At 41.2% G+C, this 12,248-nt stretch carries 12 protein-coding genes; 9 read left to right on the top strand and 3 right to left on the bottom strand.

Annotated elements, in window-relative coordinates; translation table 11 throughout:
* Window positions 1–355 precede the first annotated feature (355 nt).
* Window positions 356–538, top strand: coding sequence for a GapA-binding peptide SR1P (locus tag IFO66_RS21850; protein WP_192027150.1), 183 nt, complete (start codon window positions 356–358; stop codon window positions 536–538).
* A gap of 57 nt (window positions 539–595) precedes the next feature.
* On the top strand, window positions 596–2,152 hold the full coding sequence (gene pckA, locus IFO66_RS21845) for a phosphoenolpyruvate carboxykinase (ATP) (RefSeq protein ID WP_192027157.1): 1,557 nt from the start codon (window positions 596–598) through the stop codon (window positions 2,150–2,152).
* A 101-nt stretch (window positions 2,153–2,253) separates the two neighbouring features.
* Here pckA and IFO66_RS21840 read toward each other — a convergent pair whose 3' ends face one another.
* Window positions 2,254–2,727: a DUF2975 domain-containing protein gene (locus tag IFO66_RS21840; protein WP_192027149.1), complete on the bottom strand. Its 474-nt coding sequence runs from the start codon at window positions 2,725–2,727 to the stop codon at window positions 2,254–2,256.
* Between the two features lie 217 nt (window positions 2,728–2,944).
* Here IFO66_RS21840 and IFO66_RS21835 point away from each other — a divergent pair, with 217 nt between their 5' ends.
* The 7 genes from IFO66_RS21835 to IFO66_RS21805 all read left to right on the top strand — a co-directional run bounded on the left by IFO66_RS21835 (window position 2,945) and on the right by IFO66_RS21805 (window position 10,735).
* Window positions 2,945–3,613, top strand: coding sequence for a M48 family metallopeptidase (locus IFO66_RS21835; protein ID WP_420488692.1), 669 nt, complete (start codon window positions 2,945–2,947; stop codon window positions 3,611–3,613).
* A gap of 158 nt (window positions 3,614–3,771) precedes the next feature.
* The gene (locus IFO66_RS21830) at window positions 3,772–4,362 is read left to right on the top strand and encodes a sigma-70 family RNA polymerase sigma factor (protein WP_192027148.1); all 591 of its coding nucleotides are present in this window, start codon (window positions 3,772–3,774) and stop codon (window positions 4,360–4,362) included.
* On the top strand, window positions 4,337–5,410 hold the full coding sequence (locus IFO66_RS21825; RefSeq protein WP_192027147.1) for a hypothetical protein: 1,074 nt from the start codon (window positions 4,337–4,339) through the stop codon (window positions 5,408–5,410). The genes IFO66_RS21830 and IFO66_RS21825 overlap by 26 nt, the downstream gene beginning before the upstream one ends.
* Before the next feature lie 264 nt (window positions 5,411–5,674).
* Entirely contained in the window at window positions 5,675–6,361 is a 687-nt protein-coding gene (locus IFO66_RS21820; RefSeq protein WP_192027146.1) for a response regulator transcription factor, read from the top strand.
* Window positions 6,354–7,355, top strand: a complete 1,002-nt coding sequence (locus IFO66_RS21815) for a sensor histidine kinase (protein WP_192027145.1) — start codon at window positions 6,354–6,356, stop codon at window positions 7,353–7,355. The genes IFO66_RS21820 and IFO66_RS21815 overlap by 8 nt, the downstream gene beginning before the upstream one ends.
* Before the next feature lie 87 nt (window positions 7,356–7,442).
* The gene (locus IFO66_RS21810) at window positions 7,443–8,126 is read left to right on the top strand and encodes an ABC transporter ATP-binding protein (RefSeq protein WP_192027144.1); all 684 of its coding nucleotides are present in this window, start codon (window positions 7,443–7,445) and stop codon (window positions 8,124–8,126) included.
* A complete protein-coding gene (locus IFO66_RS21805; protein WP_192027143.1) occupies window positions 8,123–10,735 on the top strand; it encodes an FtsX-like permease family protein in 2,613 nt (870 codons plus the stop codon). The genes IFO66_RS21810 and IFO66_RS21805 overlap by 4 nt, the downstream gene beginning before the upstream one ends.
* Window positions 10,736–10,880: 145 nt before the next feature.
* On the opposite strand, the gene IFO66_RS21800 is transcribed toward IFO66_RS21805, so the two are convergent.
* Together IFO66_RS21800 and IFO66_RS21795 are read right to left on the bottom strand one after the other, a co-directional pair.
* Window positions 10,881–11,456 carry a cupin domain-containing protein gene (locus tag IFO66_RS21800; protein ID WP_192027142.1) on the bottom strand — a complete coding sequence of 192 codons (576 nt, stop codon included), beginning with the start codon at window positions 11,454–11,456 and terminating at the stop codon, window positions 10,881–10,883.
* A gap of 203 nt (window positions 11,457–11,659) precedes the next feature.
* Window positions 11,660–12,202 (bottom strand): DUF6022 family protein, encoded by a 543-nt coding sequence (locus IFO66_RS21795; RefSeq protein WP_192027141.1) that lies wholly within the window; start codon window positions 12,200–12,202, stop codon window positions 11,660–11,662.
* Between the last annotated feature and the right edge of the window lie 46 nt (window positions 12,203–12,248).

The following is a 12,248-nucleotide window of genomic DNA, read 5'->3' as shown; positions in this document are numbered from 1 at the left end:
CAATTTTTAAAGCGGCAATTCTATCCGCTTAGTTTGTTGTGCGCATTTTTCCTTGCTTGCACAAAAAAACAACGGCATAGGGAACTTCACCATGCCGTTTTAGATAATATTTTCTTTTAAGATTTAGTTTATGAGTTTAACTTAATGACATTGCTGTAATGGGAGGTCTTTTTCTGTCGGAATTAGCATGAACAATATGAACATTATGTAATTAAAAAAACAAAAAGATATAATAAAAAAACTTTATGACCAAAAAACCATTATATATTGCGCATCATTAAAAAATGATGTACATTATTTCCACAACAGTCTGCATATAAAATATATTATACGTTATAGGGAGGATGAATGAAGCATGAACGAATCCATGAACGAATTGAACGTAAATATGGGTGTCATCATTTGCAAGCATTGTAACTCTCAAGTAGAAACGTTGAATACGAACAGAATGGTTGTTTATTATGGTGTATGTGATCAACCGGAGTGCCGCCAATTGCACAGAAGTCTCGATGTACCCGTAAATATGTACGCTGAATAATAAGAAGCTGAGGCAAATATAGGAGGAATTACCGTGACCGCGAATAGCAGGGCAAACATGCATGTTGCTGATTTAGATGTAGATACGATGCAAAGGAACTTGCCGGTTGTGAAGCTAGTAGAATCCGCACTTCTTCATGGCGAAGGGCATCTGACGTCAGCTGGCGCGCTGCAAGTCGAGACAGGCAAATTTACAGGCCGCTCTCCGAAGGACAAATTCATCGTGAAAGAAGAGCAGACGATTAATCATATTGCATGGGGTGGCGTGAATCAATCACTGACTCCTGAACAATTTGATCTGCTTCATGAAAAAGCGATCGATTATATGGCCAATCGTAAGCTTTATATTTTCGATGGTTATGCAGGCGCAGATAAAGACTATCGTTTGCCAATCCGAGTAATCAACGAATATGCATGGCAAAATCTATTCGTACATCAGTTATTTATTCGTCCTACCACAGAAGAATTACTGTCACACAAGGCAGAATTCACTGTTATTACATTACCAGGTTTGAAAGCGGATCCAATTACAGATGGAACCAACTCAGAGACCTTTATCGCGATATCTTTTTCTAAAAAAATCGTGCTTATCGGCGGAACTCATTACGCGGGTGAGATGAAAAAATCGATCTTTAGTGTGCTAAATTACTTATTGCCATTCCAAGATGTTATGCCGATGCATTGTTCGGCTAATGTTGGTGAAGCTGGGGATACGGCTTTGTTCTTCGGTTTATCGGGAACAGGAAAGACGACATTATCAGCGGATCCAGAGCGCAGATTAATCGGTGATGATGAGCATGGTTGGTCTGATGCAGGGGTGTTTAATTTCGAAGGTGGCTGCTATGCGAAGTGCATTGGGCTGACTGAGAAGAAAGAGCCACAAATTTGGAATGCGATTCGATTTGGCTCGGTGCTTGAAAATGTGTCTATCGATGCCGCGTCTGGTGAAGCAGATTACAGCAGCAACGAACTAACTGAAAATACACGTGCTGCATACCCGATTGATTACATCGAGGACTCCGTTATTCCTGGAGTAGCGGGTCATCCGAACGTCATTATTTTCTTAACAGCCGATGCGTATGGTGTGCTGCCTCCTGTTTCTAAGTTGACGAAGGAGCAAGCGATGTATCACTTCCTATCCGGCTACACGTCCAAGTTGGCTGGAACGGAGCGGGGCGTTACAGAGCCAGAAGCGACGTTCTCTGCATGCTTCGGCGGACCATTTCTTCCGTTAAAACCAAGCGTGTATGCAGAAATGCTAGGTGACAAGATTACGAAGCACAATGCTCGTGTCTATCTCGTCAATACAGGCTGGGGCGGTGGTGCATATGGCACTGGTAAACGGATAGATTTGGCTTATACAAGGGCTATGATTACAGCCATTATTAATGGAAGTATCGAGGATGCTCAGTTTACGCCGCACCCGATATTTGGGACACATATCCCTGACACAATCCCGCATGTACCTAGTGAGCTGCTCGATCCAAGACAGGTATGGGCGGACAAAGAGGACTATGATCGTCAGGCTAAGCAACACGCACAGCGCTTCCAGCACAATTTCGAGAAGTTCAGTGATGCATCTGAGGCGATACGCGCAGCGGGCCCACAACTATAGAAGGAAGCATGTTCTAGAGGGATTTAGGATGTGTGAGGAAAAGGCAGCCTATGGGCTGCCTTTTTGTGTTAGATATTTTCGTGATGGGGCACTTCGACTTCTTAAACCGTAAGTTCATTTTCTAATTTGAGATGAATGGCGTTTTGCAACAATCGCTCCAGCAGAGCACCGAATACAGCAACGACAAACGAGGCGAGGGCTATAACCAACCCAATCACAACCAGCCCTGGCGCCTCCTCTTCTATAGCCATCATGTACAACACGGGTTCCATTGCCACAAAAATAATGCCTATACTGATGCCGCAGTATTTGATTTTCTGTAATGCGCGGACGGACAGCTCAGAAAAAGCGATATTTTTATCAATATAGCCGAGTAATGTAAATGCCTGATACAGTGCGATGAAATAAGGAATTACGGCTGCGAAATAAACGATATCGACTGCATAAAGTTTGCCTGGAAATTGATCGTTAGTTTCTCGAAACAAAGAGAGAAGCGCCAGTACGCAGACAGCAAGCGCTGGCAAAGCCATTAGAAATACGCAAATCTTTAAAAATAAAGTGGATGCACGTTTCATCCTTAAACACCTCATTTACTTGAAATCAATGTTATTATAATACATTATTTATTGTTTAACAATATATATAGGTTGTTTTAGAATAAAAATATCTTGTTTCATATAAAGGAATCTACTTCTAAACGGTTATGGTAAAATAAATACAGGATATCTGCTCTACTGCTTGGAGCGCAAACAGTGGATGGGCAGTCATCTATCCTAACAAAAGTAGATAGAGATGATGGTGAATATGCAAGTTCAAATAGATAATCAAATCATACATGTTGATGTACAATACGGGCGCAGAAAGAAAACCACGATTCATATGGATTCGTTCGGTCGTGTTTCGATCAAAGTGCCTAAAGAGATGACGGAAGAAACGATACGAAGTGCGGTTGAACAATATAGCAAGTGGATCAGTGAAAATTTGCGGAAAATAGAAGCGGCTAAAGCGGGGCCAACCAAGTGGAGGGAGTACGACGATGCGGGAACCTTTCTTCATTTAGGCAAAGAATACTTGCTGCATGAATTAATAGATATGGACGGTTTATCAGAAGAGGAACTTAAGCTAAAGCTCAAGAAGTTCTACTTCGCTAGCTGTAAAAAAATAATCGGGGAACGGATTAAAATCTATCAAAATGATTTGAAGGTGAAGCCGAAATCCTTCGAAATTGTGGAGTCTAGAACGAAGTGGGGCACCTGCAGTTCTGATAAAAAGTTAACTTTTAATTATCGTCTGGCAATGGCGCCTATTGAAGTGATTGATTATGTAGTCATTCATGAATTATGCCATTTGCATCATATGAATCACGATCGATCCTTCTGGCGGCGCGTAGGTAGCATCATGCCAGACTATAAGGAGAAGGAACAGTATCTAGCAAGACATGGTCAAGCGATGACGTTTTAAGCAACTAACACCCTATCGGTAGAATGAGTAGTTATTAGCTGGGCTAATAAGGAAGATTCTAGCGGGGGTGTTTTTTTGTACTTTTAAATAAAAGTACCGAACCTTTTTTCGAGACAGCGACAATATAGGGTGTAAGCTTATTCAGGAGGGCCCTCTGAATGGAAAGTAAATATTTGTACCAATTGCTTCAACAAATGATAGACGGAGATCAAGAGGCGTTTCAGACCATGTATGAGGCCACCTATCGAGATGTTTATCGAACCGTCTCCTTTCTGGTGGATCATAAGCAGGATCGGGAAGATATTATGAACGAAATTTATATGCAAATGTGGACTTCACTGGTGAACTATGATACGAGTCGTCCTTTCCAGTTCTGGTTGCACGGCCTTGTCATTCGTCAAGTGCAACGATTTCGGGTTAAGCGTTGGAGGAGATTCCGGATTTTTGAACGCATCCGTATTTTCTCCCGGGAAGAGCATCATTGGGATAAGCCCGCTGTGATGACAGAGGGAATGGAACAGGAGATATCGCAGGCAATTCAGTCACTTACTGACAAACAGCGAGCAGTCATTATCCTCCGCTTTTTTCATGACTATGCGCTTGAAGAAATTGCGACTCTGCTCGATATTCCGTTGGGTACCGTTAAATCTAGATATCATGCTGCCATGCAGGCACTTCGAAAACACGTAGGAAATCTCCCGCTGGAAAGGATGGAAACGATCAATGCCTATGGAACACAAAATCCGTGAATATCTGCACAAAGAGGCTGGATCGATGGAGTGCCCCCCGGCGCTTACCCAACGAATTGAACAATCATATTCTAAACACCTACAACGAAAAAGGAGCGATATATTTATGAAAAAACGTTTACTTGGTGGAATGATTGCTGCTGCAATTTTGATTCCGAGTGCAGTCTTCGCTGCACCTCCGTTAATTGAGCTGCTAACAAGAACGCCAATGACAGATGAACAAGTCAAGCTTGATAAAGTCAGTAAAGAAGCCCTAGAGAAGCTGTATGACGCATTTCCCGAAACAAAATCATTTAACATTATTGAAGCAAGCCGCGTTGAAGGAGATGCCGCAAATTCAAAGGATAAGAAAGCGATCCAAACGAGTCTTGTTCTACAGGAAAAGGGCGCTTCCGGTAAAAAAATTAGACTTGATATTGGTGTAGCGGGTGCAATTGATCACATTGATCAAGTAAATTGGGAGCCTCAGGCAAAGCCAGTTGTTTCTTTAACGGAAAAAGAAATGAAGGCGAAAGTAGATACGCTTATTGATAAAATGTATGGTGACAGTGAGAACTACGAGTTTAGAATGGAGCAAATGGAAAATTCGGATAATAAAACGTTTATGTTGAACTACACGAAAAAGGGTGAAGATATAGCGTTCTTCCAGGTCTTCGTTCATAGCAACACGATCAGTCTTTCGCTTGCCGGAGGTGGAACTGCACCTGCTGTAGACGGTTTCTTCTCCTTGGATGGAAAGCCAGATAAGACAGCGGATTATTTTTTAAATGACGAAAACCTGTTTGCTTTACTTGACATGAGTGCAGCGGAATTAAAGCAGGAAATAGCTAAAGGTAAAACGGTAGTCGAGATTGCGGCAGCTAAAAAGGTGTCTAAGCAGCAAGTCGTTGATGTAATTGCAACGACACAGGCTAAAAAGCAAATTCAAGGTGACGAAAAGGAAGGAAGTTCTGTAGATAAGGATACATTACGGCTTATGAAAAAAGCTGTTGAACCAAAGGTAGTACACATAATTGAACATAAAACAGAAACACCGTGGAAAAAATAACGGATTGCTCCGAATGAATCAATGAACAGGAAAAACAGTGTAGTCCAGGACTTTAGTAGTCCAAGATTACGCTGTTTTTATTTTTGTTCAGACTCAACCCTTGAGGCGTGGCACAATTGCGACCGACTTTGTCTAAACAATGAAAGTAGATTATGATAGTTTGCGATACGTATCTCATTTATGATTTACTTTATCCATTACATATCATGAGAAGAATCATTAGCGAAATAGTACCCCATTATATGCAATTGGAGGAAACAAGACATGAAAGTACTAATCGTAGAAGATGACAAAACGATTGCCGATGGATTGCATTATTCGCTTACTAGCGAAGGTTATGAAGTATTTATTTGTGAAAATAAGCAAATGGCATTGGAAACAATCAGATTACAGCATTTTGATATTTATTTACTTGATTTAACTTTGCCGGATGGCAGTGGCTATGAGGTGTGCGAGTATATTAAAGATAATCAGGAAGCTCCTGTTATTTTTCTGACGGCATGCGATGATGAGATCAACGTCGTTCGCGGATTAGATATGGGGGCGGACGATTATATTACCAAACCATTTCGTATTCGAGAATTAACTAGCAGAATGAAATCAGCAATTAAGCATTATACAAAGGCATACGCTTCGAATGATGTGGTGAAGGTTGGAAATATTGTTGTAAATACAAAGCAGGCTAAAGTATACAGAGGGACTGAGGAAGTAGTGTTAACCGCTTTGGAATATCGCTTACTATTAACATTTATGAATAATAAAGGACAAGCTTTAACCAGAAATCAGCTGTTAGAAGGTATTTGGGATTTGGATGGCAGCTTTATAAATGACAATACGCTTTCTGTTTACATTAAGCGATTGCGAGATAAGCTAGAGGATAGCAACCAAAATTCCAAAGTCATCGAAACCGTGCGCGGACTAGGCTATCGTATGGGTGGAAATCATGATTAGAAATAAGAGCATATGGGCATTATTCACTTTTTGCGTAGTTATATCTATTATTGGCACTTCGGTTATCTGGATGATGGACTGGAAAGCAGGAGTTGTAGCCATGGCTACGTTATCCCTGCTCTTTTTCTGTTTCTTTCTGTTTACTCTTAAACGTTTTCGAGACATCAAAAAGTTATCTGACTATTTGGCTTCTGTTTATTCTGGTCAACCCACTATGGATATACGAGACAACAGAGAAGGCGAATTAAGTATATTGAAAAATGATATTTACAAAGTCACGTTAACGTTATCGGAACTGTCTGTTCATTTGAAAAAGGATAAATTATATTTGGCCGAAACGTTGTCTAATATTTCGCATCAATTAAAGACACCTCTCACCTCCATGTTTGTCATGGCAGATTTGTTAAACAACCCTAGTCTACCTCCTGAGAAAAGGGAAGAGTTCGTAGGCAACATACTCAATCAATTGAAGCGTATTGAATGGCTCGTAACTTCATTGCTTAAGCTATCCAAAATTGATGTGCAACGTGTTACGTTCAAAAAGGAGCCTGTATCTGTCAAGAAACTAGTAGACAAAGCATTGGAGCCGCTTCTTATCCCTATGGAATTAAAAAATCAACAGCTTACGATTTCCTGTGATCCAAATCTTATGGTGTCGGTAGATGAAAACTGGACCGTCGAAGCGATCTTGAACGTCATTAAAAATGGGATCGAGCATACGCCAGTCGGAGGCAGGATTACGATTGCTTGTGAAGAGACACCTTTGTATACGCGAATGATTATTACCGACAGTGGTGAGGGCATTGGCCGAGAAGATGCCCCGTACATTTTTGAACGATTTTATAAAGGGAAAAACGCGGGTCCTGACAGTATTGGAATAGGCTTGGCAATGTCTAAATCGATTCTGCAAAGTCAAAGTGCCGATATCGTCATGGAAAGTCAGCTTGGTGCGGGCACAACGTTTACCATCAAATTTTTCAAACAAATGGTTTAGTGACTAAATTGTAAGATAGAATGTCACCGACAAGACATCTTAGCCAAGTAAATTAAAGGTAACAACAAACAATCTAGGAGGTTCAAGATGGAGATTTTACGAGTAGAAAACTTGTCGAAAACATACGGTGACGGTGAGACAGCCGTAACTGCACTAAACCATATTTCTTTTTCCGTACAAAAAGGAGAGTTTGTGGCCATTATTGGCCCATCAGGTTCAGGCAAGTCTACACTCTTGCATATATTGGGGGGCGTTGATATGCCCACATCGGGTAAGGTAGTGGTTGATAACACCGATATATACGCCATGAATGAAACGGCTCTGGCCATATTTAGACGTAGGCAAATCGGGCTTATCTATCAATTCTTCAACCTGATTCCTGTACTTAATGTGGAGGAAAACATCACATTGCCTTTGCTATTAGACGGTAGAGAAGTAAATCAAGATAACCTTTCTAACATTGTAGAAATTTTAGGCCTTCAACAGCGATTAAAGCATTTGCCCAACCAGCTGTCTGGTGGCCAACAGCAGCGTGTTTCTATCGGTCGTGCCTTGATTAACAGTCCAGCTATCGTACTGGCAGATGAGCCAACCGGTAATCTGGATAGCAAAAACAGTGCTGATGTGATAAGCCTTTTGAAAAAGTTACACAAAGAGCGAAATCAAACACTTATTATTATCACCCATGATGAAAACATAGCTATGCAAGCAGACCGGATTATTTCCATTCAGGATGGCATGATTTCAAAAGACGAGGTGATCCGACGGTGAATATCATCAATCAGCTCACCTTGCGTTATATGAAACATAATAAAAGCCGCACGATTGTTACCATCATTGGGGTAATTATTTCGGTGGCCATGCTTACAGCCGTATTTACGATTAAGGCTTCTTTTATGGATATGATGCAAAGAGAAGCTATTCATTTTAGTGGCAAATGGAATGCTGCATTTCTTGATGTTGCAGGGGAAGATGTAGACCGTATTACAAATAAGGAAGAAATTGAAGGGTATGATATAGAAAACGAGCTAGGTGTTGCACGGCTTGCAAACGCTAAAAATAGCAAAAAGCCCTACTTATATATTACGGAACATAGTAATCACGATTTGCTAGCGGTGAGCACCATTGAAGGCCGCTTGCCTAAAACGGAAGATGAACTGGTTATTTCAAAGCAATTTACGCAGACCTCCGGTGTTCGATGGAAGGTCGGTGATGTAGTTACATTGGAATTTGGTGAGCGCAGCAGAACGGAAGAAGGAAAGAAATTAACATTAGATAACAATTATTCCCACTCCATAGATGAAGTTTTTACGCCCGCAAGCCGCAAAACCTACACGATTACCGGCATTGTTCAAGCACCTGCACGAGAGTATGAAGCAGCAGCTGCTTACCGTGCATTTAGCGGCCTTTCTGAGAAGCATTTGAAGGCAGGTTCCCCTTACACCGTAAGCGTTGAATATAAGGATTATAAAAAATGGGGGACCGACGTCTATAAGGTTAGTGACAATATCGCCAGCAACGTACATCGAGTAAAAGACCAAGTGAAATCAAAAGGAGTAAAAATCGAGTATCATCGCAACCTTCTGCTATATTCCGGGATTTCGAATGACGCTAGATTTGTTACAACTATGTATCTGGCTGTTATCACGATTGGTACGATTATTATGATTGGCTCGATATCGCTTATATATAACGCGTTCGCAATCTCGCTATCAGAGCGTAGTCGTGCTCTAGGGATGCTCTCCAGTGTAGGGGCAACCAAACAACAAAAGAGAGCTTCTGTATTTTTTGAGGCGACAGTAATTGGCTTATTCGCCATACCGGTTGGATTGCTATTTGGTTCAATAGGTATTGGTGTTACCTTTGAGCTACTTAGTCCGTTTATTCAAAAAATGTTTTCAGTCAGTGAGCCAATTCGTCTAATACTAGAACCGTTTACCATCATTGCTGTGATCTTGGTTTCTATTGTAACGCTTTTCATTTCGGCATGGTTGCCAGCCGTTAGAGCATCTAGAATTACTACGATAAGCGCGATTAGACAGAACAAAGATATTGAAATGAAAAGTAATGATGTTCGTACATCAAAAGTAACTCGTAAGTGGTTTGGATTTGAAGCGGAGCTTGGATTAAAAAATATAAAGAGAAACAAACATCACTATCGTACAACTGTCTTTTCTCTTGCTATCAGTGTCATTTTATTTTTAGCAGCCTCTTCTTTTTCGCTTTATTTAGAGAAATCTTATAACATGGCACAAGCACCAGTTCCATACGATGTATCCGTCTACGTAAGCGGCGATGATTTGGCAGGAGTGAAGTCATTAACAAACGAATTGATGACTGTCAAACATGTTTCAAGTAAAGTAAAGACTCAAACACTTTCTGCAGCACTAAACCTTAAAGAAGATCAAGTTGCGATGGACATTGCTAAGCGACTAGCACCATACGAGGGTGCTTACACTTTGAATGCCGACATTGTTTCGCTCGATGACACCTCTTTTACAAACTATCTACAAACGATAGGTATAAATAATAATAAGCTCGAGGATGCTAACATCCAGGCAGTACTTGTAAATCGGTTCACCTTGAAAGAAAAACGGATTTTTACAGACATCACTCAATTGAACGTTAGCGAAGGAACGGAACTGCCTTTAAGTATTAATGAAGATGGATCGGAGGTGAAATGGAACATCCGGATCGCATCCATTACGGATAAACGTCCACCATTTATGTATCACTACCAGGAAAGTCCTTCTACTGTAACGCTTGTTGTTTCAGAGCATGGATTTGACAGCATGCTTCAACAAATGGGTAATGTTCATCTGGCTAACTATTTGAACAGCGAGGTTCAATTTACAACCGAACAGTCTACTGCTTTGGAGAATGAAATTGTGCCTATTACAAATGGCTATCCTAGTGTAGATGCCTTTACGAACAATCTGATCGAGCAACGGCAATCTGAGTTGGATCGGGCTACGGTCATATCCGTGTTCTTATATGGCTTTGTCATTCTCATAGGGCTTATATGTACGGCAACCATAATTAATACGATTTCAACAGGCATGGCTTTAAGAAAAAGAGAGTTCGCCATGTTAACTTCGGTTGGCATGACTCCAAAGAGCATGAAACAAATGATACGCTTTGAAGGATTATTTTATGCCATGAAGTCGCTGCTTTACGGGTTGCCTATTAGCTTAGGTGTAATCTATATCATCTATAAGATTTTAAGCCGTAATTTCTCCTTTGATTTTACGCTACCTTGGGTGGATATGATCCTAGCAGTAGTGGGCGTGTTCTTTATTGTAGGCTTGACCATAATCTATGCGACTAGAAAACATAAAGGACAAAATATTGTTGAAGCATTGAAGAACGAAAATATTTAATTCAAATGATGCTATTAAATACGCTAATTTCAACACGTCGATTTCCTAGCAAATGCCACCCTGGAGCGGGTGGCATTTTTTGAAAGGTGAATGACTATACATCAACATCAACATCGAATTCAGTCCTGTATTTTGGAAAGTGAATTTAATACTGGAAAGGAACCCCTTGCTGTAATTGGGCTTGAGTAGCATCCGGCGGACCAATAATGACAGTCTGATTAATCGGCTTAAGTACTTCAGCAAGCTGTGCAGCATTTACGCCGTAAATAATCTGGAACACTTCTGGCGGCGTCTTGCGAAATACATCTGAGCCGAATACCGTTTGCGCAGCATGATTATCGAAAATAGCTAACAAGTGGGTACGATCCGTAAGCGCGATTTCCCAGTGCCACCAGCCCATAGGGATATATACGGTTTGGGGCGGTTTGACGCGATAGGTAAGTACTTGCAGCGTAAAGGGATTAAGTACGGAGACAATCGCTTCTCCTTGTATAACGTATACAAGCTCAGCTGCATTCGGATGCCAATGGGCCTCAACACTGTTTCCTTTGCCCAGGTAAATGTCGAGTAAGCCTAAATTTTGCATCACGGGCAGCTGCTTGGCGAATTGCTGAAGAATAAAGTTTTGGGCATTTTTTTGATAAAATGGCGCTGATCTTAAGTCAAAGGATAAGTTCAAAGAAGGAGAGCTAAGCAAGGCTGTTGTGCTATCGGTAGACATGGGCAATATCCCGCCTTTCTAAAGTGGGTGATTGCCTACTATATTCATGTGCCCACATCGTTGTGATTTGTCCGATATTTGAAATCATTGAGAAGGGAAAGCCGCTGAACACATGAGTGTTGGGCGGCTTTTTCTATGATGGAATGAAGATTACATAAGCCTTTTTAGACTGTAGGAACGGTCATTTGCCATTCCGATTAAGCTTATTCAAGACTTTTCAAGTACAGCTCATACTCAACTGTAAACTCTGGCGCTTGGGCAAATTGAGGGGAGTGAGCGGACAAAACTTCTACTACAGCTTCTTTGCCAACTTCGGTTAATGCTAAAATTTCCGGCTGTTGTGGAACTCGATATTGGGTATGGTCATGATAGATGATCGTGACAATTGTACCAATTGGCTCTTGTTGCGGACCATATACCGTACTCCACATCCAACGCTGTTGATGAGTTTCCTGTTCGTTGCCCCATTCTCGTGAAATCTCAAATTCTCCAGGAAATCTAGGCTCAGGTGTGATGCCAGCCTCTTTTAATTGCCGGTGAACAGGAAGAAACAGCAAATTCAAATACGTGCCATAGGCTGCATCGCCAGCTTCTTCATAGGCTTTTTGCAGCTTCTCCTGATTGTTTACAAGCACGTCCTCCCAATGTTGTGCAACATGCTCCTCTATGAAGCGGGCGATTCCTTTGATGCGAGCCTCTCCGCTCTCCTTCAATATGTCTACTAGACTGCTCGATGATTTTGTCATAATTCTCATCCTTTCACTTCCAACTTTTCATTACCCCCTGATCTTA

It is taken from the genome of Paenibacillus arenosi (genome assembly GCF_014841135.1).
In the GTDB taxonomy this organism is placed as follows: Bacteria; Bacillota; Bacilli; order Paenibacillales; family Paenibacillaceae; genus Paenibacillus_B; species Paenibacillus_B arenosi.
This window is presented reverse-complemented; position numbering and strand designations above follow the sequence as displayed.